Source organism: Methylibium sp., assembly GCF_013817365.1.
Classification (GTDB): Bacteria; Pseudomonadota; Gammaproteobacteria; order Burkholderiales; family Burkholderiaceae_C; genus Methylibium.
On record NZ_JACDCU010000014.1, the window covers coordinates 1 to 23,070 of the forward strand.

At 65.8% G+C, this 23,070-nt stretch carries 22 protein-coding genes and 1 pseudogene; 17 read left to right on the forward strand and 6 right to left on the reverse strand.

The genetic code is table 11. The features are described from left to right. A partial coding sequence (locus H0W38_RS02120; protein ID WP_292450865.1) for a Bax inhibitor-1 family protein occupies positions 1-308 on the reverse strand: 308 nt, incomplete at its 3' end. Between the two features lie 177 nt (positions 309-485). On the opposite strand from H0W38_RS02120, the gene H0W38_RS02125 reads away from it, so the two are divergent. After that, positions 486-890 carry a heme-binding protein gene (locus H0W38_RS02125; protein WP_292450866.1) on the forward strand — a complete coding sequence of 135 codons (405 nt, stop codon included), beginning with the start codon at positions 486-488 and terminating at the stop codon, positions 888-890. A 109-nt stretch (positions 891-999) separates the two neighbouring features. Here H0W38_RS02125 and H0W38_RS02130 read toward each other — a convergent pair whose 3' ends face one another. Together H0W38_RS02130 and bfr are read right to left on the reverse strand one after the other, a co-directional pair. Next, the gene (locus H0W38_RS02130) at positions 1,000-1,224 is read right to left on the reverse strand and encodes a (2Fe-2S)-binding protein (RefSeq protein WP_292450867.1); all 225 of its coding nucleotides are present in this window, start codon (positions 1,222-1,224) and stop codon (positions 1,000-1,002) included. 119 nt (positions 1,225-1,343) lie between these two features. After that, positions 1,344-1,823 (reverse strand): bacterioferritin, encoded by a 480-nt coding sequence (bfr, locus tag H0W38_RS02135; RefSeq protein WP_292450868.1) that lies wholly within the window; start codon positions 1,821-1,823, stop codon positions 1,344-1,346. 220 nt (positions 1,824-2,043) lie between these two features. On the opposite strand from bfr, the gene carA reads away from it, so the two are divergent. From carA to H0W38_RS02160, 5 genes are all read left to right on the forward strand, one after another. Beyond that, positions 2,044-3,195 carry a glutamine-hydrolyzing carbamoyl-phosphate synthase small subunit gene (gene carA, locus H0W38_RS02140; RefSeq protein ID WP_292450869.1) on the forward strand — a complete coding sequence of 384 codons (1,152 nt, stop codon included), beginning with the start codon at positions 2,044-2,046 and terminating at the stop codon, positions 3,193-3,195. A 1-nt stretch (position 3,196) separates the two neighbouring features. Continuing rightward, positions 3,197-6,469, forward strand: coding sequence for a carbamoyl-phosphate synthase large subunit (gene carB / locus H0W38_RS02145; RefSeq protein ID WP_292450870.1), 3,273 nt, complete (start codon positions 3,197-3,199; stop codon positions 6,467-6,469). Between the two features lie 76 nt (positions 6,470-6,545). After that, positions 6,546-7,025, forward strand: a complete 480-nt coding sequence (greA, locus tag H0W38_RS02150) for a transcription elongation factor GreA (protein ID WP_292443403.1) — start codon at positions 6,546-6,548, stop codon at positions 7,023-7,025. Next, on the forward strand, positions 7,022-7,480 hold the full coding sequence (locus tag H0W38_RS02155) for a DUF4149 domain-containing protein (protein ID WP_292450871.1): 459 nt from the start codon (positions 7,022-7,024) through the stop codon (positions 7,478-7,480). Before greA ends, H0W38_RS02155 begins: the two co-directional genes overlap by 4 nt. Before the next feature lie 118 nt (positions 7,481-7,598). After that, the gene (locus H0W38_RS02160; RefSeq protein ID WP_292450872.1) at positions 7,599-8,267 is read left to right on the forward strand and encodes a DUF502 domain-containing protein; all 669 of its coding nucleotides are present in this window, start codon (positions 7,599-7,601) and stop codon (positions 8,265-8,267) included. Position 8,268: 1 nt separating this feature from the next. Here H0W38_RS02160 and H0W38_RS02165 read toward each other — a convergent pair whose 3' ends face one another. Further along, the gene (locus tag H0W38_RS02165) at positions 8,269-8,745 is read right to left on the reverse strand and encodes a YhbY family RNA-binding protein (RefSeq protein WP_292450873.1); all 477 of its coding nucleotides are present in this window, start codon (positions 8,743-8,745) and stop codon (positions 8,269-8,271) included. 20 nt (positions 8,746-8,765) lie between these two features. Here H0W38_RS02165 and H0W38_RS02170 point away from each other — a divergent pair, with 20 nt between their 5' ends. From H0W38_RS02170 to phoR, 11 genes are all read left to right on the forward strand, one after another. Continuing rightward, the gene (locus tag H0W38_RS02170) at positions 8,766-9,440 is read left to right on the forward strand and encodes an RlmE family RNA methyltransferase (RefSeq protein WP_292450874.1); all 675 of its coding nucleotides are present in this window, start codon (positions 8,766-8,768) and stop codon (positions 9,438-9,440) included. A 178-nt stretch (positions 9,441-9,618) separates the two neighbouring features. After that, positions 9,619-11,544, forward strand: a complete 1,926-nt coding sequence (ftsH, locus tag H0W38_RS02175; protein ID WP_292450875.1) for an ATP-dependent zinc metalloprotease FtsH — start codon at positions 9,619-9,621, stop codon at positions 11,542-11,544. A 72-nt stretch (positions 11,545-11,616) separates the two neighbouring features. Then, complete coding sequence (gene folP, locus H0W38_RS02180) at positions 11,617-12,447, forward strand: dihydropteroate synthase (protein WP_292450876.1); 831 nt, start codon at positions 11,617-11,619, stop codon at positions 12,445-12,447. Between the two features lie 76 nt (positions 12,448-12,523). After that, positions 12,524-13,858: a phosphoglucosamine mutase gene (gene glmM / locus H0W38_RS02185; protein ID WP_292450877.1), complete on the forward strand. Its 1,335-nt coding sequence runs from the start codon at positions 12,524-12,526 to the stop codon at positions 13,856-13,858. A 185-nt stretch (positions 13,859-14,043) separates the two neighbouring features. Next, a complete protein-coding gene (gene pstS, locus H0W38_RS02190) occupies positions 14,044-15,084 on the forward strand; it encodes a phosphate ABC transporter substrate-binding protein PstS (RefSeq protein ID WP_292450878.1) in 1,041 nt (346 codons plus the stop codon). A gap of 138 nt (positions 15,085-15,222) precedes the next feature. Next, on the forward strand, positions 15,223-16,200 hold the full coding sequence (pstC, locus tag H0W38_RS02195) for a phosphate ABC transporter permease PstC (RefSeq protein WP_292450885.1): 978 nt from the start codon (positions 15,223-15,225) through the stop codon (positions 16,198-16,200). 73 nt (positions 16,201-16,273) lie between these two features. After that, entirely contained in the window at positions 16,274-17,155 is an 882-nt protein-coding gene (gene pstA, locus H0W38_RS02200; protein WP_292450879.1) for a phosphate ABC transporter permease PstA, read from the forward strand. A gap of 16 nt (positions 17,156-17,171) precedes the next feature. Then, a complete protein-coding gene (gene pstB / locus H0W38_RS02205; protein ID WP_292450880.1) occupies positions 17,172-17,957 on the forward strand; it encodes a phosphate ABC transporter ATP-binding protein PstB in 786 nt (261 codons plus the stop codon). Between the two features lie 50 nt (positions 17,958-18,007). Then, positions 18,008-18,715 (forward strand): phosphate signaling complex protein PhoU, encoded by a 708-nt coding sequence (phoU, locus tag H0W38_RS02210; RefSeq protein WP_292450881.1) that lies wholly within the window; start codon positions 18,008-18,010, stop codon positions 18,713-18,715. Between the two features lie 32 nt (positions 18,716-18,747). After that, the gene (phoB, locus tag H0W38_RS02215) at positions 18,748-19,449 is read left to right on the forward strand and encodes a phosphate regulon transcriptional regulator PhoB (RefSeq protein WP_292450882.1); all 702 of its coding nucleotides are present in this window, start codon (positions 18,748-18,750) and stop codon (positions 19,447-19,449) included. Positions 19,450-19,477: 28 nt separating this feature from the next. Beyond that, positions 19,478-20,860, forward strand: a complete 1,383-nt coding sequence (gene phoR / locus H0W38_RS02220) for a phosphate regulon sensor histidine kinase PhoR (RefSeq protein WP_292450883.1) — start codon at positions 19,478-19,480, stop codon at positions 20,858-20,860. Here the strand turns inward: phoR and H0W38_RS02225 are convergent. Next, positions 20,809-22,185: an MATE family efflux transporter gene (locus H0W38_RS02225; RefSeq protein WP_292450884.1), complete on the reverse strand. Its 1,377-nt coding sequence runs from the start codon at positions 22,183-22,185 to the stop codon at positions 20,809-20,811. The two genes, phoR and H0W38_RS02225, sit on opposite strands and share 52 nt — an antisense overlap. Beyond that, positions 22,182-23,070, reverse strand: a pseudogene (locus H0W38_RS02230) (hypothetical protein); the annotation flags it as partial. The gene H0W38_RS02225 and the pseudogene H0W38_RS02230, both read right to left, overlap by 4 nt.

Below are 23,070 nucleotides of genomic sequence, written 5' to 3' on the forward strand. Positions count from 1 at the left end.
CCGATTAGGCGCGACAGCATCAGACCCATGAAGAACGTGAATCCGAGCAGCAGCGCGACGCCGATGCCTGAATTCTTGAACTTCTCGATCGCGAAGAAGAAGCCGAAGGCAATGCCCATGAACAGCAGGAATCCGATGAACGGACTGCCGGCGAAGAAGCTGAAGCCGGTGCTCACGCCGACCCAGGCTCCGAACACTGTCGGCACGAGAGACAGGGCAAGCAGCCAGTAGGTGTTGCGCAGCACGCGATTGCGCTGCTCGCTAACAGCGCCGGCACCGAGGTAGCCGGTCTGCAGGGTTTCGTTCATCAGAACCTCCTTGTAAGTAGCACCGCCCGATTGGAGCGACTGAGGGAATTCTAGTTCCGGTCTGCGCGTGCTGTTGCAAGCCGTCGCTCGAGCGCCAACCTCAGATCACCAGCGCGGCTGGCCGACTCGACCTCCGCCGCTATAAAGTGCGGGCTTTCCACTGTTGGTCAAGGCGCCATGCACACCAAACCCTGTCTTTCCCTGTCCGATATCAAGCGCGTCGCCGCCGCTGCCGAAGCGCAGGCGCTGGCCAACCAGTGGCCGGTGACGATCGCGATCGTCGATGACGGCGGTCACCTGCTGTGGCTGCAGCGCCTGGATGGCGCTGCACCCGCTTCCGCACACATCGCACCAGCCAAGGCGCATACGGCGGCTGTCGGGCGCCGTGAGAGCCGCATCTACGAGGAAATGATCAACCAGGGCCGCGTTTCCTTCCTGAGCGCACCGATCCTGCACGGCATGCTGGAGGGCGGCGTGCCGATCATCGTGGAAGGGCACTGCGTCGGCGCTATCGGAGTCAGTGGCGTGAAATCGAACGAGGACGTGCAGATTGCACGGGCCGGCTTGGCAGCCTTGGGCTGAGCATCCTTACCGGCTCCGCTTGGGCCTTCCGAGGGGTGGCCGGGCGGGCCAGCACCCAGCATGCCCCAATGATCACAACCGGCAGGCTGGCGAGCCACCACATTGGATTTCACGCCCGGGCCAGCGTCAGTACGTGCAGCCCCGTGCCGTGGGCCGCGGCGCCGCAAGACGAGCCTTCCCGCGCATCGTCGAATACTGCCCGGGCGCAGTCTCCGCATCGGCCACAACCGGTCGCCACTCCCGTGCTGAACTGCAATTCATCGAAGCTGTCGCAGGCCACGGCATGGCGTTCAATGTCACGGTGAGAGATGCGGTGGCAAACGCAGACGATCATGGCGCGGTAGTCCGGCGGAAGAGGGAACGAACGGACTATAAATAGGAATGATTCGTACTTCAACACCCACGTTGCAGTAAAGGATTTCCTGGCTCGCTTGAATCTGTTGAATGGATGGCTTAGCCGTCCACTTCGCCCATCTGCGACTGAAGGTAGTTCTGGACGCCCACCTGGTCGACCAGGCCGAGCTGGGTTTCAAGGAAGTCGATGTGCTCCTCGGTGTCGTCGAGGATGTCCTGCAGCACTTCACGCGAGACGTAGTCGCGCACGGTCTCGCAATGAGCGATGCCGTCCTTGATGGTGGCCTGGGCGCCGCGCTCGAGCCCGAGGTCGCTGCGCAGCGCCTCGATCAGGTCCTCCCCGATCATGAGCTTGCCGAGATCCTGCAGATTGGGCAAACCATCCAGCATGAGGATGCGGTCCATCAGCCGGTCGGCGTGCTTCATTTCGCCGATCGACTCCTCGTACTCCTTCTTGGCGAACTTGTCGTAGCCCCAGTGCTTCATAAGCCGGTAGTGCATGAAGTACTGGTTGATCGCCGTCAGTTCGTTCTTGAGCTGCGCGTTGAGGTGAGCAATGACCTGGGCGTCGCCTTGCATGAGAGTCTCCTTTGAGGGGTGAGGCCGAGTCCCCGGCAAAATCGCCGCAGGCAATGGCGGCGGTGTGGCGGGAGTGGCTGGCTATAATTTACAGGTTTACCCGCATCATCCTGCCCGCGCCTACTCTTTCGCCCAGAGGCCGCTCTGTCTGTCCCTTCGGAAGACCCCGACCGACGCTGCTCCAGCGCCGAGTTCGGCGCGCGCAACAACGGAGAATCCCGTGCTGCCCGACCTGCCTTCCGCCCTTCTCGTACTCGCAGACGGCACGGTGTTTCAAGGAACCTCGATCGGCGCTGCCGGCCACACGGTCGGCGAGGTGGTGTTCAACACCTCGCTCAGCGGTTATCAGGAAATCCTCACCGACCCGAGTTACGCGCTGCAGATCGTCACGCTGACCTACCCGCACATCGGCAACACCGGCGTCAATGACGAGGACGTGGAGGCGGGCAAGGTGCATGCCGCCGGCCTGGTGATCCGCGATCTCCCGCAGGTCGAATCGAACTTCCGCAGCACGCGCAGTCTCGGCAAGTATCTGCGCGACGAGGGGACCGCGGCCATCGCCGACATCGACACGCGCCGGCTCACCCGCTTGCTGCGCACCCGCGGCGCGCAGAACGGCTGCATCCTGGCGCTGCCGAGCGGCGTGTCGGTGACTCAGGCGCATGTCGACGATGCCTTGGCCAAAGCGAAGGCCGCACCGAACATGGCCGGCCTCGATCTTGCCAAGGTGGTCAGTACCGCCATGCCCTATGCGTGGACAGAGACCGAATGGGCCCTCGGCAGCGGTTGCGGCACTCAGCGCGAGCCGCGCTTTCACGTGGTGGCCTACGACTACGGCGTCAAGCGCAACATCCTACGCATGCTGGCCAGCCGAGGCTGCCAGATCACGGTGGTGCCAGCGCGCACGCCGGCCTCCGAAGCGCTGCTGCTCAAACCGGACGGCATCTTCCTGGCCAACGGCCCGGGCGATCCCGAGCCCTGCGATTACGCCATCGAGTCCACACGCGAACTGGTCGAGCGCGGCCTGCCGACTTTCGGCATCTGCCTGGGGCACCAGATCATGGCGCTGGCCTCGGGCGCCAAGACCTTCAAGATGAAATTCGGCCACCACGGCGCCAACCATCCGGTGAAGGACCTCGACAGCGGCCGTGTCTGCATCACCAGTCAGAACCACGGCTTCGCGGTCGACGAGAGCACGCTGCCGGCCAACCTGCGGACGACGCACGTGAGCCTGTTCGACGGCACGCTGCAAGGCCTGGCCCGCACCGACAAACCCGCCTTCTGCTTTCAGGGCCATCCCGAGGCCTCGCCCGGCCCGCACGACATCGGCTACCTGTTCGACCGCTTTATTGCGCTGATGGAAAAGAACTGACATGCCCAAGCGCACCGACCTCCAGAGCATCCTCATCATCGGCGCCGGCCCGATCGTCATCGGCCAAGCCTGCGAGTTCGACTATTCCGGCGCCCAGGCCTGCAAAGCGCTGCGCGAGGAAGGCTTTCGCGTCGTCCTCGTCAACAGCAATCCGGCGACGATCATGACCGACCCGGAAATGGCCGACGCCACCTACATCGAGCCGATCACCTGGCAGGTGGTCGAGAAGATCATCGCCAAGGAACGGCAGGCCCGGCCCGACGAGAAAATGGCGGTGCTGCCCACGATGGGCGGCCAGACCGCGCTTAACTGCGCGCTCGATCTTCACAAGCACGGCGTGCTGGCCAAGTACGGCGTCGAGATGATCGGCGCCAACGAGCACGCCATCGAGAAAGCCGAAGACCGCCTCAAGTTCAAGGACGCCATGACCGGCATCGGTTTGGCGTCGGCCAGGAGCGGTATCGCGCACTCCATGGACGAGGCGCTCGAGGTGCAGCGGCGCATCACCAAGGACATCGGCGGCTCCGGCTTTCCGATGGTCGTGCGCCCCAGCTTCACGCTCGGCGGGACTGGCGGCGGCATCGCCTACAACCCGGAAGAGTTCGAGGAGATCTGCAAGCGCGGGCTGGACCTTTCGCCGACCAAGGAACTGCTCATCGAGGAGTCGCTGATCGGCTGGAAGGAATACGAGATGGAAGTGGTCCGCGACAAGGCGGACAACTGCATCATCGTGTGTTCGATCGAGAACCTCGACCCGATGGGCATCCACACGGGCGATTCGATCACCGTGGCCCCCGCGCAAACCCTGACCGACAAGGAATACCAGCTGCTTCGCAATGCCTCGATCGCGATCCTGCGCGAGATCGGCGTCGACACCGGCGGCTCCAACGTGCAGTTCTCCATCAACCCCGAGAACGGCCGCATGGTCGTGATCGAGATGAACCCGCGCGTGAGCCGCAGCTCGGCTCTGGCCTCCAAGGCGACGGGCTTTCCGATCGCCAAGGTGGCCGCCAAGCTGGCCATCGGCTACACACTCGACGAGCTGAAGAACGACATCACCGGCGGCGCCACGCCGGTCTCGTTCGAGCCGAGCATCGACTACGTGGTCACGAAGATTCCGCGCTTCGCGTTCGAGAAATTCCCGGCCGCCGATTCGCGCCTGACGACGCAGATGAAGTCGGTGGGCGAGGTCATGGCCATGGGCCGTACCTTTCAAGAGAGCTTCCAGAAGGCGCTGCGCGGCCTGGAGACAGGCATCGACGGTCTCGACGAGCGCAGCACCGACCGCGAAGAGATCGTTCAGGAGATCGGCGAGGCGGGGCCGGAGCGCATCTTGTTCGTGGCGGATGCCTTTCGCATCGGCATGAGCCGCAAGGAGATCTTCGAAGAGACGGCGATCGACCCCTGGTTCCTGGCGCAGATCGAGCAGCTCGTGCAGGCCGAGACCGCGCTCAGGGGTCGAAGCCTCGCGGGGTTGAGCAAGGACGAACTCCGTTTTCTCAAGCGCAAGGGCTTCTCCGACAAGCGCCTGGCCAAGCTGCTGGTCACGAACCAGCACGCGGTGCGCGCTGCGCGGCATGCGTTGGGCGTGCGCCCGGTCTACAAGCGTGTGGACACCTGCGCGGCGGAATTCGCGACGCAGACCGCCTATCTGTATTCGACCTACGACGAAGAGTGCGAGGCCGAGCCGACCTCTGCCAAGAAGATCATGGTGCTCGGCGGCGGGCCCAACCGCATCGGCCAGGGCATCGAGTTCGACTACTGCTGCGTGCATGCCGCGCTGGCCCTGCGCGAGGACGGTTACGAGACCATCATGGTCAACTGCAACCCGGAGACGGTTTCGACCGACTACGACACCTCGGACCGCCTCTATTTCGAGCCGGTGACCCTGGAGGATGTGCTCGAGATCGTCGACAAGGAAAAGCCCGTCGGCGTGATCGTGCAGTACGGCGGTCAGACGCCACTCAAGCTCGCGCTCGATCTCGAACGCGCGGGCGTGCCGATCGTCGGCACCAGCCCCGACAGCATCGACATCGCCGAAGACCGGGAGCGCTTCCAGCAGCTGTTGCACACGCTGGGCCTAAAACAGCCACCGAACCGCATCGCGCGCACCGAGGAACAGGCGCTCGTGCTGGCGCAGGAGATCGGCTATCCGCTGGTCGTGCGGCCGAGCTATGTGCTCGGCGGCCGCGCCATGGAGATCGTGCATGGCGACAAGGACTTGGAGCGCTACATGCGCGAAGCGGTCAAGGTCAGCGAGAAGTCGCCCGTGCTGCTCGACCGCTTTCTCGACGATGCGGTCGAGGTCGACGTCGACTGCATCAGCGACGGCGAGCAGGTGATGATCGGCGCCATCATGGAGCACATCGAGCAGGCGGGCGTGCACTCCGGCGACTCGGCGTGTTCGCTGCCGCCCTACGCGCTGAGCGAGCGTCTACAGGACGAACTGCGCCGGCAGACTGCTGCGATGGCCAAGGCATTGAAGGTGGTCGGCCTGATGAACGTGCAGTTCGCCATTCAGGGCGAGGGCGATGACGCGGTCGTCTATGTGCTCGAGGTCAATCCGCGTGCCTCGCGCACCGTGCCTTTCGTGTCCAAGGCGACGGGCCAGCCGCTGGCCAAGATCGCGGCGCGCTGCATGGTCGGTCAGAAGCTCAGCACTCAGAAGGCGCTCGGCGGAAGGCCCCCGCGCGAGACGGTGCCGCCGTACTTCAGCGTCAAGGAGGCGGTGTTTCCGTTCAACAAGTTCCCTGGCGTCGACCCGATCCTCGGCCCGGAGATGCGCTCGACCGGCGAAGTCATGGGCGCGGGGCGCAGCTTCGGCGAGGCCATGCTAAAGAGCCAGCTCGGGGCGGGCTCGAAGCTGCCGGGCAAGGGCGTGGTGTGCATCACCGTCAAGAATGCCGACAAGGCCCGCGCGGTCGTGGTGGCCAGAGAACTCGTCGCGCTCGGCTTCCAGATTGCGGCGACCAAAGGCACGGCGGCGTCGTTTGCGGAGGCGGGCGTGGCAGTGAAGACGGTCAACAAGGTCAAGGACGGCCGGCCGCACATCGCCGACATGATCAAGGCCGGCGAGATCCAGCTCGTGTTCACCACGGTGGACGAAACGCGCACCGCGATCGCTGACTCGCGCTACATCCGCACGGCGGCGATCGCGAACCGCGTCAGCTACTACACCACCATGGCGGGTTGCGAGGCGGCAGTCGAAGCGCTCAAGCACCAGGACGACTTGACCGTACTTTCGCTGCAGGAATTGCACGCGCAACTCCACTAAACTGCAGGCTCGATGCGGCCGCCCCGGAATCCGGGGCGGCTGACTTTTTTGAGACCGACGTTTTCGAGAGACAGCCATGGCTACCACCATCCCGCTCACCCTGCGCGGCGCCGAAAAATTGAAGGATGAGCTGCAGCGGCTCAAGTCCGTGGAGCGCCACGCCGTGATCCAGGCCATCGCCGAAGCGCGCGCTCAGGGCGATCTGTCGGAGAACGCCGAGTACGAGGCGGCCAAAGACAAGCAGGGCTTCATCGAAGGCCGCATCGCCGAGATCGAAAGCAAGATGGCAGCCGCGCAGATCATCGACCCGCAGGCGCTCGAGGCCGGCGGCAAGGTGGTTTTCGGCGCCACGGTCGATCTCGAGGACGAGGCCTCCGGTGAGGCGGTGACTTACCAGATCGTCGGCGACGACGAGGCCGACCTGAAGCAAGGTCTCGTCTCGGTCAGCTCGCCGATCGCCCGCGCCATGATCGGCAAGGAGGCCGGCGAGGTCGCCGAATTCCAGGCACCGGGCGGTGTGCGCCGCTACGAGATCGTCGAGGTGCGTTACCAGTGAGCCCGGCGCAGCCCGGTGGTCTTGGCGGACGCCTCCGCCGGCTGTTGCCGGCCCTGTGGCTGGGCGTTCTGCTGGCCATTGCGCTGATCGCAGCCCCGAGCCTGTTTGCCTTGCTCGAGCGTGCCGCGGCCGGCCGGGTGGCCGGTCGGCTGTTTGCCGTCGAGGCGCAACTCAGTCTTGCCTTGTGCATCGCCCTCGGGCTGATTGAGCGCCAGCGTGCTTCGCTGCGGGCTGCCGCTGCTCAAGGTTCGCGAATCAGCGCCGAACTGCTGCTGGTGCTGGGGGCGCTGTTCTGCACGGTGTTCGGCCAGTTCGCGCTGCAGCCGATGATGGAGGCTGCCCGCGCCGGCCAAGGTCGGTGGTCCTTCGGGGCTCTGCATGCCGTCTCGATCGGCTTTTACGGCTTCAAGACGTTGCTCGTTGCTGCGTTGGCCTGGCGAGGCGCGCGGTCATGACCCCTGCCCGCGCTGGCACATGCCGCAATGCGCGGAAAACCTGCAGCTGGAGGCCCGCCATCCGCCATTTGCGGCGGCAGCCCGTTCGCCTTCGCCCTTCGCTGAGGAGCTGAGAGCCATGAGCGACACCGGGAATCCGCGCGCCCGAACGCTGTCCGGCATTTTTTTAGCAGGCTTGATCGCAGCGCTGCCACTCGCCGCCACGGTGCTGGTCGTCGTGTGGGTGCTGCGGCTTCTGTTCGACTACGTCGGGCCGGGCAGCTTCATCGGGCAGTTGTTGGTCGCCCTCGGCCTGCGCGGCGCGGGCTCAGAGGTGGTGGGCTACCTGATCGGCGTGGCGATCGTGCTGCTGGCGATCTTCGCGCTTGGGCTGCTCGTGCAGACCAAGCTACGCAACTGGCTCGGACGCACGACCAATGCCCTCGTGCAGCGCATTCCGGTCGTGCGCAACATCTACAGCCTTGTCGAGCGTTTCGTCGGCCTGCTCTCGACACGAGAGACGGGAGGGCTGCAATCGATGCGCCCGGTGTGGTGCCACTTCGGCGGCCCCGGCGGCGTGGCGGTGCTCGGCCTGCTGTCGTGCGCCGAGCCGATCTTGCTGAACGGCGCGCTTTTTCATGCGGTGCTCCTGCCGACCTCGCCGGTGCCCGTGGGCGGCGGGCTGCTGTATGTGCCGCAGGCCTGGGTGACGCCAGCCGAGATCGGCATCGAGGCGCTCACCAGCATTTACGTGTCGATGGGCGTGACCTCGACGCAGCACCTGCCGACGGCGTCGTCAGTGGCGTGATTCAGGTACCGCCGCCACCCTTTTTGCTGCTGGCCACGCGCCGCTTCGCGCGCTTGACGATGCCCCCTGCCGTCAGCCGCTGGTTGCCCAGTACCGTCAGCTTCTTCACCTGAGCGCGGTGGTTGCCGCTCTTCGAGAACTTCAGGATCTTCACCGTCCGCGGCCCAGCTTTTCGCTTCGCGTCCTCGACTTTCAGCTTGGGCGGGACCGGCCGCCACAGCACCAGCAGCTTGCCGATGTGCTGGATCGGGGCGGCACCGAGTTGATCGCACAGGCTGGCGAACAAGGCCTCGCGGCTTTGGCGCTCGTCGGAGAAGACGCGCACCTTGATCAGTCCGTGCGCCGAAAGGCCGGCGTCGGCCTCCTTGAGCACCGCGGGTGTCAGGCCCTCGGCGCCGACCATGACGACCGGATCGAGGTGGTGCGCTTCGGCGCGGTGCGCCTTGCGCTCGGCAGGCGTGAGTGAAAGGGCAGGCATGCCCCTATTATCGATCGCAGATGAAGACAAACACCAAGAGCAAGAAGGTCAACAAGGCTTGGCTGAACGACCATGTCAACGACACCTATGTGAAGCTGGCGCGCAAGGAGGGCTACCGCGCTCGGGCCGCGTACAAGCTCAAGGAAATTGACGAGGCGCTGGGGTTGATCCGCCCCGGGCAGTTGGTGGTCGACCTGGGCGCCGCTCCGGGCGCCTGGAGCCAGTACCTGCGGCGCCGCTTCGCGCCCGCGAAGGCCGGCTCGGGCGGTGCGGCGGTCGGCGAGCTCGACGGCACGATCATTGCGCTCGACTTGGCCGAACTCGAGCCGATCGAGGGGGTGCGCTTCATCCAGGGCGATTTTCACGAGCCAGCCACTTTGGCCGAGCTGGAAGTTGCATTGGGCGGCCGGGCGGTCGACGTCGTTGTTTCCGACATGGCGCCCAACCTGTCGGGCATCGCCGCTTCAGACTCGGCACGCATGGCGCTGCTGATCGAACTGGCGGTCGAGTTCGCCTTGGTCAACCTCAAGCCGACGGGGGCCTTGGTCTGCAAGGTTTTCCATGGCAGTGGGCACAGCCAGCTGGTCGAGCTGTTCAAGAAGAGCTTTCGCGTCGTCAAGCCCATCAAGCCAAAAGCTTCCCGCGACAAATCAGCCGAAACCTTTTTGGTCGGCATCGGTCCCAAGAAGGCGTGAAAACCCGGTCGAAACAAAACGCCGAGGTCGGCAAGACCTATCACCGACCATGGCAAAGCCGATCGGACGAAGGGGTTGACTCGACTAAACTCGTCCGCACTTGTCCGTAGATGTAGGAAATTTTCTTGCAGCAAATGTTCAACGCCCTTTGTGGGCGAGATTCGGTGGAGGAGACGCGGTGAACAATCAATGGTTCTCAAAGGTCGCTGTTTGGCTGGTCATCGCCTTGGTCCTGTTCACGGTGTTTAACCAGTTCAACCGTACCGCCACGGCTGGCGCACAGATCGGATATTCCGACTTTCTGGAAGAAGTGCGTACCAATCGCATTGCTGCGGTCACCTTGCAGGAAAGCGGCAGCGGCGCGACCGATATCCGCGCGCAAACCACCGACGGCAAGACGCTGCGCACCACGGCGACCTATCTCGACCGAGGCCTCGTGGGCGACCTGATCGACAACGACGTAAAGTTCGACGTGAAGCCGCGTGAAGAACAGTCGATCCTCATGAGCATTTTGCTCAGCTGGGGCCCGATGCTGCTGCTGATCGGCGTGTGGATCTACTTCATGCGGCAGATGCAGGGCGGCGGCAAGGGCGGCGCTTTCAGCTTCGGCAAATCGAAGGCGCGCATGCTCGACGAAGCGAACAACACCACGACCTTCCAGGACGTTGCCGGTTGCGACGAAGCCAAGGAAGAGGTCAAGGAACTGGTCGATTTCCTCAAGGACCCGCAAAAGTTCCAGAAGCTCGGCGGACGGATTCCGCGCGGGGTGTTGCTGGTCGGCCCTCCTGGCACCGGCAAGACCTTGCTCGCCAAGGCAATCGCGGGCGAGGCCAAGGTGCCGTTCTTCAGCATCTCGGGTTCCGACTTCGTTGAAATGTTCGTCGGCGTCGGCGCGGCCCGCGTGCGTGACATGTTCGACCAAGCCAAGAAGAACGCACCCTGCATCATTTTCATTGACGAAATCGACGCGGTCGGCCGCCACCGTGGTGCCGGCCTCGGTGGAGGCAACGACGAGCGAGAGCAGACCCTGAACCAGATGCTGGTCGAGATGGACGGCTTCGAGACCAACGTCGGCGTGATCGTCATGGCTGCGACCAACCGGCCCGATATTCTCGATCCGGCCCTGCTGCGCCCCGGCCGCTTCGACCGCCAGGTTTATGTGACCTTGCCCGACGTTCGCGGCCGCGAACAGATCCTAAACGTGCACACACGCAAGGTGCCGATCGGCCAGGACATCCGCGCCGACATACTGGCGCGCGGCACGCCGGGCTTCTCGGGCGCTGATCTGGCCAATCTGGTGAATGAGGCGGCGCTGTTCGCTGCGCGACGCAGCGCGCGCGTGGTCGAGATGGTCGACTTCGAGAAGGCCAAGGACAAGATCATGATGGGCCCCGAGCGCAAGTCCATGGTCATGCCGGAGGAAGAGCGCAAGAACACGGCCTATCATGAGTCGGGACACGCCCTGGTTGCCCGGCTGATGCCCAAGACCGACCCCGTGCACAAGGTCACCGTCATTCCGCGGGGGCGCGCGCTGGGCGTAACGATGCAGCTGCCTGAAGGCGACCGCTACAGCCTCGACAAGGAGCGCATGCTCAGCACGATCTCGGTGCTGTTCGGCGGGCGCATTGCGGAGGAGGTGTTCATGAACCAGATGACCACGGGCGCCTCCAACGACTTCGAGCGCGCCACGCAACTGGCCCGAGACATGGTTACCCGCTACGGCATGACCAATGAGCTCGGCCCGATGGTCTATGCCGAAAATGAAGGCGAGGTCTTCCTCGGGCGTTCGGTGACCAAGCAGGTCAACGTCTCCGAGCAGACGATGCAGAAGGTCGATCGCGAGATCCGCAAGATCATCGACGAGCAGTACTCGATCGCACGCAAGCTGATCGAGGACAACCAGGACAAGATGCACATCATGGCGAAGGCCCTGCTCGAGTGGGAAACCATCGATGCCGAGCAGATCGACGACATCATGTCGGGCAAACCACCGCGTGCACCCAAGGACTGGACCTCGACCAACGCCGCCGGTGTCAATGGCGGCAGCGGCAGCGGTGGTGCGCCCAGCGGCAACCCCGACGGCACACCGGTGACAGTGGTCTGACCGGTTTTCCGGTGACAGGATGACGGGGCTTCGGCCCCGTCTTGCGTTTCTCTTCGGCATTCACCTTTGACCATGATCTGGCAGACCGCTCGCCATGCCATCGACCTCGCGGCGCCGCGGGTGATGGGCATCGTCAACACCACGCCGGATTCCTTTTCCGACGGCGGCCGCCATGCCGGCGCGAAGGCCGCGCTGGCGCACTGCGAGGCGCTGCTTCGCGAGGGCGCCGACATTCTCGACATCGGCGGCGAGTCGAGCCGTCCCGGCTCGGACGCGGTCATGCTCGCTGAGGAGCTGGCCCGCGTCATGCCGGTGTTGCAGGAAGCCGTCAAGTTCGGCGTGCCGGTGTCGGTGGACACGACCAAGCCAGAAGTCATGCGAGCGGCGCTCGAGGTGGGCTGCGACATCGTCAACGACATCAATGCACTGCGCGCGCCGGGCGCGCTCGAGGTGGTGGCCGCACACCCGGCGTGCGGCGTTTGTTTGATGCACATGCGCGGGGAGCCGAAGTCCATGCAGGCCGATCCGCACTACGGCGACGTGGTGGCCGAGGTGGCGGACTTTCTGCGCGAACGAATGCAGGCCTTGCTGGCGCGAGGCGTCGGGCCCGCGCGCATTGCGCTCGATCCGGGCATCGGTTTCGGAAAGACCCCCGCGCACAACTTCGAGCTGCTGGCGCGCCAGCGCGAGCTGCTGGCTCTCGGCGCCCCCTTGCTGGCCGGGTGGTCGCGCAAGTCGTCGCTCGGCACTCTGACCGGCCGGCCGGTCGAGGGGCGCCTGGTGGCGAGTGTGGCCTCCGCGCTGGCCGCAGTGCAGCTCGGGGCGCGCATCGTGCGGGTTCACGACGTGGCGGAGACGGTCGATGCGCTGAAGGTATGGCGCGCCGCGGGTCTGTGCGCCTGAACGGGAGGACGAGATCGCTCGAGCCCAGGGACGGCTCGTGCTGCCGCCGCGCCGCGGCCGGTCACAATCGCGCCCCATGAGCAGACGCTACTTCGGCACCGACGGCATCCGTGGCACGGTCGGCGAGCCCCCGATCACCCCCGATTTCATGTTGCGGCTCGGCCATGCGGTGGGCCGCGTGCTCAAGGCGCAGGAGGCCAAGCCGACAGTGCTGATCGGCAAGGACACCCGCATTTCCGGCTACATGCTGGAGTCCGCGCTCGAGGCCGGCTTTGCCTCGGCCGGCGTTGATGTGTTGCTGACCGGTCCGCTTCCGACACCCGGCGTGGCTTACCTGACGCGCGCGTTGCGCCTGAATCTGGGCGTGGTGATCAGCGCCTCGCACAATCCGTTCGGCGACAACGGCATCAAGTTCTTTTCGGCACAGGGCGCCAAGCTGTCCGATGCGTGGGAGCAGGCGGTCGAGGCTGCACTGGAAGAGGCGCCGCAGTGGGTCGACTCGGGGGGTCTCGGCAAGGCGCGCCGCCTCGACGACGCGCAAGGCCGCTATGTCGAGTTCTGCAAGAGCACCGTCGCTGCAGATTTCACGCTCAAAGGCTTGAAGCTGGTGGTCGATGGCGCGCATGGCGCGGCCTATGCGGTGGCGCCCAGCGTGTTCCACGAACTTGGCGCCGAGGTGGTGGCCATCGGCTGCAGCCCCGACGGTCTCAACATCAACGACGGCTTCGGCGCCACCCACCCCGAGGCGCTGGTCCGTGCGGTGGGCGAGCACCAGGCCGACTACGGCGTAGCGCTGGACGGCGATGCCGACCGGCTGCAGATCGTCGATGCCGACGGGCGGCTCTACGATGGCGACGAGCTGCTCTACCTGATGGTGGCCGAGCGGCTGGCGCGCGGTCATCGGATCGCCGGCGTGGTCGGCACACTGATGACCAATCTGGGCGTCGAGCAGGCGCTCGAGCGACGCGGCGTGGCTTTCGTCCGTGCCAAGGTCGGCGACCGTTATGTGCTGGAAGAATTGCTGGCGCGCGGTTGGCAGCTCGGCGGCGAAGGTTCAGGCCACCTGATCGCGCTCGACTGTCACACCACCGGCGATGGTTTGATCAGTGCCCTGCAGGTGCTTCAGGCGGCGGTGCGCAGCGGCCGCACGCTGGCGCAGCTGCTCGACGGTGTGATGCTCTTTCCGCAGGTGCTGATCAACGTCAGGCTGCGCCCGGGGCAGGACTGGAAGGCCAGCACCGCCCTGGCCGACGCGCAGCACAGCGCACTGGCCGAGCTGGGCCAGCGCGGCCGCTTGCTCATCCGGCCGTCGGGGACCGAGCCGCTGCTGCGCGTGATGGTCGAGGCCGACGATGCCGGCTTGGCCGAGCGCTGCGCCCAGCGGCTCGCCGAGGTCGTGCGCCAAGGCTGAGCATCTTCGAGTGGCATGGCTGCCTCGCCTGGCGGGGCGGCGCGCTCATGACAGTCGAGTGACCAATCGGTGAATTGCTTGTGACCGGCACCGGCCTCGTGCAGGGTGGCACGCCGTTCATCCGGTTGTCACAAACGCTGCCTAGAGTCCTGTCATACCGCAACACCTGTCGGAAAGGGCAGTCCATGAAACTCACGCTCCTGCGCTCGGCCTTCGTGGCCGCATCGCTCATCGGTGGCTCGACCATCGCTCTCGCCCAGGACATCACCGGCGCTGGCGCGTCGTTCCCGGCTCCCGTTTACTCGCAATGGGCCGACGCATACAACAAGGCCACCGACGCTCGCGTGAACTATCAGTCGATCGGCTCGGGCGGCGGCATCAAGCAGATCAAGGCCAAGACGGTCGACTTCGGCGCCTCCGATGCGCCGCTCAAGGACGAAGAATTGACCAAGGAAGGAATGATCCAGTTCCCCACCGTGATCGGCGGCGTGGTTCCCGTGGTCAACATCGAGGGCGTCAAGCCCGGCCAGCTCAAACTGACCGGTCAGGTGCTCGGCGACGTCTACCTCGGCAAGATCACCAAGTGGAACGACCCGGCGATCGCCGCGCTGAACCCTGGCGTTTCATTGCCCGACGCCGCGATCACGCCGGTGCGCCGCGCCGACGGCTCCGGAACCACCTTCCTGTTCACCAACTATCTCTCCAAGGTCAACCCGGATTGGAAGAGCAAGGTCGGTGAGGGCACCGCGGTGAACTGGCCGACGGGCGCGGGCGGTAAGGGCAACGAGGGCGTGTCGGCCTTCGTGCAGCGACTCCCGAACTCCATCGGCTACGTCGAGTACGCCTACGCCAAGCAGAACAAGATGTCTCACGTCATGCTCAAGAACAAGGACGGCAACTTCGTGAGCCCCGATGAAGACAACTTCAAGGCTGCCGCTGCCGGCGCTCAATGGGACAAGACCTTCTACCAGATCCTCACCGATCAGGCAGGCAAGGACGCATGGCCGATCACGGGCGCCACGTTCATCCTGATGCACAAGAACCCCGAGAAACCCGAAAGCTCGGCCAACGCGCTGAAGTTCTTCGACTGGGCGTACGCCAACGGCGACAAGATGGCCTCGGAGCTGGACTACGTGCCGATGCCAGACGCGGTCAAGGCCATGGTGCGCAAGCAGTGGGCCGACAACCTCAAGGACGGCTCGGGCAAGGCGATCGCCTACAAGTAAGCGAAACGCCCGACCCGCGTCCTCGCGGGTCGTTGAGAGCGGGGTCATGCCGGTAGGCAGGCCCCGCTGCTGCCGTAAAAAAGGAGGCGTGACGTGGCCGCTACACTGCCCGCAACCCCGTATCCCGACAAGCAGAAGATGCAACGATCCGAGCCGAGGGATCGGCCGCCTCCGATTCGCCGCGCCTCGGCCTGGGCCGACAAGCTGTTCTCCTTGCTGGCTCACAGCGCCGCAGTGCTCACCCTGGGTTTGCTGTTCGGCATCATCGTTTCACTGGTGATTGGCGCCTGGCCCTCGATCAGCGCCTACGGACTGTCGTTCCTGTGGCGCAGCGAGTGGGACCCGGTGCAAGACGAGTACGGCGGCCTGGTGATGATCTACGGCACGGTGATGACGTCCTTCATCGCGCTGCTGATCGCCGTGCCCGTGAGCTTCGGCATCGCGCTGTTCCTGACCGAGCTGTCGCCGGCGTGGCTCAAGCGCCCGCTGGGCACCGCCATCGAGTTGCTGGCTGCGGTCCCCTCCATCGTCTACGGCATGTGGGGACTGCTGGTGTTCAGCCCCATTCTCTCGACCTACGTGCAGCAGCCGCTGCAAAACGCCTTCGGCGACGTGCCGGTGCTCGGCGCCCTGTTCAGCGGGCCGCCGGTGGGCATCGGCATTCTGTCGGCAGGCATCATCCTCGCCATCATGGTGATCCCCTTCATCGCCTCGGTGATGCGAGACGTGTTCGAGGTCACGCCGCCGATGCTCAAGGAGTCCGCTTACGCGCTGGGTTCGACCACCTGGGAAGTGGTCTATCAGGTTGTGCTGCCCTACACCAAGACGGGAGTGGTCGGCGGCATCATGCTCGGCCTCGGCCGTGCCTTGGGAGAAACCATGGCCGTGACCTTCGTGATCGGCAACTTCAACCAGCTCGATTCGCTGTCCCTGTTCCAGGCCGCCAACAGCATCACCTCCGCGCTGGCCAACGAGTTCGCCGAGGCCGGCGAAGGCCTGCACCAGGCTTCGCTGATCTACCTGGGCCTGGTGCTTTTCTTCATCACCTTCGTCGTGCTGGCCTGCTCGAAGCTGCTGCTGATGCAGCTTCAAAAAGGCGAGGGGACCCGGGCATGAGTCCGTCGCCGAGCCATCGCGCTGCGAATGCAGGCCCCTGCGCGGGGTCAGGGCGACTGCCCAGGGGGTTCCGATGAGCAGTCTTGCCGATCCCGCGGCCGCGGCGCATCAGGCGCGACGCCTGAGCATGCATGCGGGGCGCAAGCGCACCAACGTGATCGCCCTCACGCTCGCGCTGATCGCCATGTCCTTCGGCCTTTTCTGGCTGATCTGGATCCTTGTCGAGACGGTACGCCTCGGTGTCGGCGGCCTCGCGCTGTCGCTTTTCACCGAGATGACGCCGCCGCCGCAAGGCGAGGGAGGCCTGGCTAACGCCATCTTCGGCTCTGTGGTCATGGTGTCGCTGGCCACCGCGCTGGGCACGCCGATCGGCATCCTTGCCGGCATCTACCTCGCGGAGTACGGGCAGAAGACATGGCTGGGAGCGGTCACCCGATTCATCAACGACATCCTGCTGTCGGCGCCTTCGATCGTCATCGGTCTGTTCATCTACGCGGTGGTGGTGGCGCAGATGAATACGTTCTCGGGCTGGGCCGGCGTGCTGGCGCTGGCGCTGATCGTGATTCCGGTCGTGATCCGCACCACCGAGAACATGCTCGTCCTGATCCCGAATTCATTGCGCGAGGCGGCCTATGCGCTGGGCACGCCGAAGTGGCGGGTGATCATGACGGTCACGCTGAAGGCCGCGCGCGCGGGCGTCATGACCGGCATCCTGCTGGCGCTGGCGCGCATCGCCGGCGAGACGGCGCCCTTGCTCTTCACGGCGCTGTCGAACCAGTTCTGGACCAGCGACCTGAGTCAGCCGATGGCCAGCCTGCCAGTGACCATCTTCAAGTTCGCGCTCAGTCCCTACGAGAACTGGCAGAAGCTGGCCTGGGCCGGCGTGTTCCTGATCACGATCGGCGTGCTCGCGCTCAACATCCTGGCGCGCGTGCTGTTCCGCAACAAACACTGACCGAGGACTCTTCGACATGGACGCAAAAGTCGAAATGCCCGTGACCGAAAAGCCCAAGCTTTCCGTGCGCGGCCTGAATTTCTACTACGGCCACTTCCTGGCGCTCAAGCACATCGACCTCGACATCCCGGAGAACAAGGTCACTGCCTTCATCGGCCCCTCCGGCTGCGGCAAGTCGACGCTGCTGCGTTGCTTCAACCGCATGTTCGAGCTGTATCCGGAGCAGCGCGCCGAAGGGCAGGTGCTGCTCGACGGCGAAGACATCCTGAATTCGAAGGACGACGTCTCGCTCATCCGCGCCAAGATCGGCATGGTCTTTCAGAAGCCCACGCCGTTTCCGATGTCGATCTACGACAACATCGCTTTCGGCGTGAAGCTGTTCGAGGCCCTGCCTCGGGCCGAGATGGACGAGCGGGTGGAGTGGGCGCTGAAGAAGGCGGCGCTGTGGAACGAGGTCAAGGACAAGCTCAACCAGAGCGGCTCGGGCTTGTCCGGCGGGCAGCAGCAACGCCTGTGCATCGCGCGCGGCATCGCCATCAAGCCCGAGGTGCTGCTGCTCGACGAGCCCTGCTCGGCGCTGGACCCGATTTCCACCGGCAAGATCGAGGAGCTGATCCACGAGCTCAAGGCCGATTACACCGTGGTGATCGTCACCCACAACATGCAGCAGGCGGCGCGCTGCTCGGACTACACGGCCTACATGTACCTGGGCGACCTGATCGAGTTCGGGCCGACCTCCGACCTCTTCATGAAGCCCCGGAAGAAGGACACCGAGGATTACATCACCGGGCGGTTCGGGTGAGGGTGGCGGCCCTCCAACCCGCCTGAACGAAGACAACCGAGGACAGCAGCATGAGCGAGAAACACCTTTCGACCCAGTTCGATGCCGAACTCAGCGGCATCTCGACGCGCGTGCTCGAGATGGGTGGCCTGGTCGAGTCGCAGGTCGCGCAGGCGATGTATGCGCTCAGCAACTTCAGCAGCGAGACCGCCGCGCAAGTGCTCGTGCAGGAGGAGAAGGTCAACCAGATGGAGGTCGACATCGACCGCGACCTTTCCAGCATCATCGCGCGCCGCCAGCCCACGGCGCGCGACTTGCGCCTGCTGATCGCGGTGAGCAAGACCATCGGCAACCTCGAGCGCGTCGGCGACGAAGCGGCCCGGGTCGCGCGCACGGTGCAGCGACTCGTCAACACGGGCGTGTCGAGCCGGCTGCGCCTGCCGGTCTCCGACGTCGCTTTCGAGGCCACGCTGGCCACCGCGCTGCTGCGCAAGGCGCTCGATGCCTTCGCACGGCTCGACGTGGAAAAGGCGGTCGAGGTGCTCAAGCAGGACGACCAGATCGACCAGGAGTTCGAAGGCCTGATGCGCAAGCTCATCACCTTCATGATGGAAGACCCGCGCACCATTTCCGCGAGCATCGACCTCGTGTTCGTCGCCAAGGCGATCGAGCGGGTCGGCGACCATGCCAAGAACCTGGCCGAGCAGATCATATATGTCGTCAAGGGCACCGACGTGCGCCACAACCCGGTGGCGACGGTCGAGTCGATGGTTCGCTGACGCGCCATCCCGCAAGCAATGAGGAGTCATTCATGAGTCGAGTGCTGGTGGTGGAAGACGAGGCGGCGATTGCCGAGCTGATCTCGCTCAATCTGCGTCATGCGGGCTACGAGGTGCGCGTCGCGGCCACGGCCGACGAGGCACAAGCCGAGATCGATCGTGTGCTGCCCGAGCTGGTCATCCTCGACTGGATGCTGCCGGGTCAGTCGGGGCTTGCCCTGGCCAAGCGCTGGCGCGCCGAGAGCCGCACCAAGGAGCTGCCGGTCATCATGCTGACCGCGCGCGCCGACGAGGGCGACAAGGTGGCCGGGCTCGATGCCGGCGCGGACGACTATCTGACCAAACCGTTCTCGACCCACGAGCTGATGGCGCGCATCCGGGCGGTGCTGCGCCGCAAGGCGCCCGAGGCACTGGACAGCGCCGTCGAGGTCGGATCGCTCCGGCTGGACCCGTCCACGCGCAGAGTCGGTCGTGGCGACCTGGAGGTCAAGATCGGGCCGACCGAGTTCCGCCTGCTGCATTTCTTCATGACGCATCCGGAGCGAGTGCACTCGCGGGCGCAGCTGCTCGACCGCGTCTGGGGCGACCACGTGTTCATCGAAGAGCGCACGGTCGATGTGCACGTCAAGCGCTTGCGCGAAGCGCTCGCGCCCGTGGCCTGCTCGACCATGATCGAGACGGTGCGCGGCGCCGGCTACCGGCTCACGCAGCAGGTGGCCGCGTTGTCGACTTGAGCGTGCAGCCGGGCGGCGGAAGGCGCGCGTGAGCTGGCTGCTTTCGCGGCTGCTCGTCGGTGTCGCCGCAATGCTCGCCGGCGGCTTGCTCGGCTACTTCGTCGGCAGCTCCCTGCGGGCGCCGGTGCTCGGCGCGCTGCTCGGCGCGGTGGTCGCGGTGGCACTGCTGGTCGTGCTCGACACCATCCGCGGCATGCGACTCATCGCCTGGCTGCGTGGAACGCAGGAGGCCGACGCACCTCGCGACGCCGGGTTCTGGGGCGAAATCGGTTACCGCGTCGAGCGCAGCATCCGCTTGCGGGAAAGACTCGCCGGGCAGGAGCAGGCCCGGCTCAGCCGCTTTCTCGACGCGATGGAGGCCTCGCCCAACGGGGTGCTCATGCTCGATGTCAACGAGCAGATCGACTGGTGCAATTCGGTGGCAGCGGCGCATTTCGGCCTCGATCCGCAGCGCGATCGGCTGCAGCACATCACCAACCTCGTGCGCGCGCCCGCCTTCGTGGCCTATCTGCAGACGGGTGTTTTCAAGGAGCCGGTGCAGTTTCCGGACCCGCGCGGACGCGGCACGCTGTCGGTGCTGGTGCGCGACTACGGCGAAGGCAGAAAACTGGTGCTGTCGCAGGACATCACCGAGCGCGAACGCGCCGACGCCATGCGCCGCGATTTCGTCGCCAACGTGTCGCACGAGATCCGCACACCGCTCACGGTGCTGTCGGGTTTCATCGAGACCATGGCCAGCCTGCCGCTCACAGAGGTGGAGCGCAAGCGCGTGCTGCTGCTCATGAGCCAGCAGACGCAGCGCATGCAAAGCCTGGTCGCCGATCTGTTGACGCTGGCCCAGCTTGAAGGTAGCCCCCGGCCCGCTGCCGACCGATGGGTGGCCGTCGACAAACTGCTGCGACAGGTGGAAGTCGATGCCCGCGCCCTTTCGATGGGCCGGCACGCGCTCACCCTGAACAGCGACGACGCCGCCCAGATTGCCGGCGCCGAGACCGAGTTGCTCAGCGCCTTGACGAACCTGGCCAACAACGCCGTGCGCTACACGTCCGAGGGCGGCCGCATCGACATCGCGTGGCGCGTGCTGCCCAACGGCTCGGGCGAGTTCACGGTGAAGGACACCGGGCCGGGCATCGAGCGCGAACACATCGCGCGGCTCACCGAGCGCTTCTACCGCGTCGACGGCAGCCGCTCGCGCGACACCGGCGGCACGGGGCTGGGACTGTCGATCGTCAAGCACGTCGTGCAGCGACACGGCGGCGAACTGAATGTGCAAAGCGAGCCGGGCAAGGGTTCGACCTTCCGGCTCGTCTTCCCGGCTGCGCGGTTGCGCTACCTGGAGCCGGCGCCCGACCCGCGCCGTCAGGGCGAAGCGCTCACCGCCGTGCGCGGCAGCACCGCCGAGACACGCTGAAGCAGCGCCAGCAACAAGGCGCACACCAGCAGCAGCGCCACCCCGTTGGCGAACCAGAATGCCGCCGCGCCCCCGAGCGCGTTCGGCCACCCCGCCGGCGACTGGAAGGCGAGCCAGTAACCGCCGGCCAGGCCCACGCCCCACAGGCCCACGGCGTAGCTGATCGCCGGCAGCAGGGCGACGCGATAAGCGCGCAGCGCGAACGATGCGACGCACTGCGTCGCGTCGACGAGCTGGCTCACCGCGACGATCAGCAGCAAGTGCGCCGCCATCGCCTGCACCGCCGTGTCCTTGCTGTAGGCCTCTGCCAGCGTGCCGCGCGTGAACACCAGCACCACGCTCAGCAGCGCGATGAGGCCCAGCGCGAGCGCCAGGCCCTGCTGGCACACGCGCCGGGCCTGCCGCCGGTCGCCGGCGCCGAGCGATTGCGAGGCGAGCGCGCCCGTGGCGATGCCGATCGACAGCGGCAGCATGTAGATCACGCTGGCGACGTTGGCCGCGATCTGGTGAGCCCCCAGCGGCGTGGTGCCGAGCCGCGCTATGAACACGGCCATCAGTGCGAAGCCGGTCACCTCGAAGAACAAAGCGGCTCCGCTGGGCAGGCCCAGGCGCAGCAGTTCCCGCTGCTGCGCCCAGCGCGGCCCTTGCCAGTCCGAGAAGAGCCGCAGCGGCCGGTAAAGCGCATGGCGCGTGAGCATCGTCATGGCCACCGTCGCGAGCGACCACTGCACGATGAGCGTGGCCAGCGCGCAGCCGGCCACGCCCAGCGCCGGAACGCCGGCGCCGCCGAAGATCAACCAGGCGTTGAGCGGCACCTTGAGCGCCAGCGCCATCAGCTGCAAGAGCGTGACCATCAGCGGGCGCGACAGGCCCTGGTTCAAGCCGGCGTACACGCGAAACAGCAGGCCCGCCGGCAGCGCCCAGGCCAGCCAGAACAGGTAGGCGCGCACCCGTTCGATGATCTCCGCCTCGGTCTTCACCAGCGCCAGCAGCGGCTCTGGGAACAGCAGCAGCGCCATGCCCGGCAGCGCGACGGCTGCCGCGAGCCAGGCACCTTGCTGGAAGCTGCGCCGCACGCCTTCGGGGTTGCCGGCGCCGTGGTGGTGTCCGACGACCGGGATCAGCGCCTGCACTACGCCGGTCAACGCAATGTAGACGCTGATGTAGACAGCCGAGCCGATCGCCAACGCCGCGAGGTCGGAGCTGTTGTGGCGGCCGGTCATCACCGTGTCGGCCACTGCATAGCCGATCACCGCGATTTGACCGATCAGAATCGAGCCGGCATGCCGCGCGATGCGGCCGACGAGCGTGCGCGCGGACGTCACCGCGCAGTGCCGGTGCCTGCCTCGGCGGGCTCGGTGCGGCGATAGACCACGGTCTCGTCGTCGCGCTCGGTCGGTCGGCGTTCGCGGGCCACGAGCAACCAGCCGTCGCGCTGCAGCTCGTCTGCCGGCATGCCGACGCGGCCCGGCGCGAGCAGATAGCCGCAATCGCTCGACGCGGCGCCCAGCGCCTCGACGCGCCAGCCGCCGTGGTATTCGAGCGCGGCCAATTGGGCCGTTTGCAGGCCGATCGCGGCGACACAGGCGTCGTCGGGGACATGCCGGGCGATGTGTTCCACCAGCGGCCGGTAGCTGCGTGCATAGTCCAGCACGGGCAGCAGCAGGCTCATCAGCAGAAGCCAGCACAAGGTCAGGCCGCTGGCCGGCAACACCAGGCTCTTCCACAACGCCTGCTGGTGACGCCCCGTGCGCCAACGCACCAGCAGCAGCCACGCCAGCGTGCCCGCCAGCCCGACGAGCAGCGCCCAAAGCGAAAAACCGCCCAGATAGCCTGGCGCAAGCCGCGCGATGTTCTGTGCCGGCTTGGCCGGCACACCGAGCTGCAAGGAGGCGTAGATGACCCAGATCGCGATCGCGCCTAGGCTGAAGAAGGCCACCGAGAACCAGTCGATTGCAGCCGACACGCTGCGCTGCAAGGTGGGCAGCGCGAACGCGGCGAGCACCGCGAGCGCGGGCAGGGCCAGCATCAAGGCGCGGTCGGAAGCGCGCATGCCGATGCACGCGGCCAATGCCACGAGCAGCACGCTGGCGGGAACCGCGATGTGGCGGTGCTTCGCATGGGCGCGCCAGCGCCACAGCGTCCACGCAGCCAAGGCCCAGGCCGGCCAGGCGAACCAGCCGAGCAGGCGCAGGGCATCACCCCAGTCC

Excerpts from the sequence above, each read along its gene's own strand:
- phoB (WP_292450882.1), top strand. The coding sequence starts at position 18,748 with ATGAGTCGAGTGCTGGTGGTGGAAGACGAGGCGGCGATTGCCGAGCTG.
- H0W38_RS02165 (WP_292450873.1), bottom strand. The coding sequence starts at position 8,745 with ATGCCTGCCCTTTCACTCACGCCTGCCGAGCGCAAGGCGCACCGCGCC.
- H0W38_RS02130 (WP_292450867.1), bottom strand. The coding sequence starts at position 1,224 with ATGATCGTCTGCGTTTGCCACCGCATCTCTCACCGTGACATTGAACGC.
- pstB (WP_292450880.1), top strand. The coding sequence starts at position 17,172 with ATGGACGCAAAAGTCGAAATGCCCGTGACCGAAAAGCCCAAGCTTTCC.
- folP (WP_292450876.1), top strand. The coding sequence starts at position 11,617 with ATGATCTGGCAGACCGCTCGCCATGCCATCGACCTCGCGGCGCCGCGG.
- bfr (WP_292450868.1), bottom strand. The coding sequence starts at position 1,823 with ATGCAAGGCGACGCCCAGGTCATTGCTCACCTCAACGCGCAGCTCAAG.
- H0W38_RS02170 (WP_292450874.1), top strand. The coding sequence starts at position 8,766 with ATGAAGACAAACACCAAGAGCAAGAAGGTCAACAAGGCTTGGCTGAAC.
- glmM (WP_292450877.1), top strand. The coding sequence starts at position 12,524 with ATGAGCAGACGCTACTTCGGCACCGACGGCATCCGTGGCACGGTCGGC.
- greA (WP_292443403.1), top strand. The coding sequence starts at position 6,546 with ATGGCTACCACCATCCCGCTCACCCTGCGCGGCGCCGAAAAATTGAAG.
- pstC (WP_292450885.1), top strand. The coding sequence starts at position 15,223 with ATGCAACGATCCGAGCCGAGGGATCGGCCGCCTCCGATTCGCCGCGCC.
- carB (WP_292450870.1), top strand. The coding sequence starts at position 3,197 with ATGCCCAAGCGCACCGACCTCCAGAGCATCCTCATCATCGGCGCCGGC.
- H0W38_RS02125 (WP_292450866.1), top strand. The coding sequence starts at position 486 with ATGCACACCAAACCCTGTCTTTCCCTGTCCGATATCAAGCGCGTCGCC.
- pstA (WP_292450879.1), top strand. The coding sequence starts at position 16,274 with ATGAGCAGTCTTGCCGATCCCGCGGCCGCGGCGCATCAGGCGCGACGC.
- pstS (WP_292450878.1), top strand. The coding sequence starts at position 14,044 with ATGAAACTCACGCTCCTGCGCTCGGCCTTCGTGGCCGCATCGCTCATC.
- H0W38_RS02160 (WP_292450872.1), top strand. The coding sequence starts at position 7,599 with ATGAGCGACACCGGGAATCCGCGCGCCCGAACGCTGTCCGGCATTTTT.
- phoU (WP_292450881.1), top strand. The coding sequence starts at position 18,008 with ATGAGCGAGAAACACCTTTCGACCCAGTTCGATGCCGAACTCAGCGGC.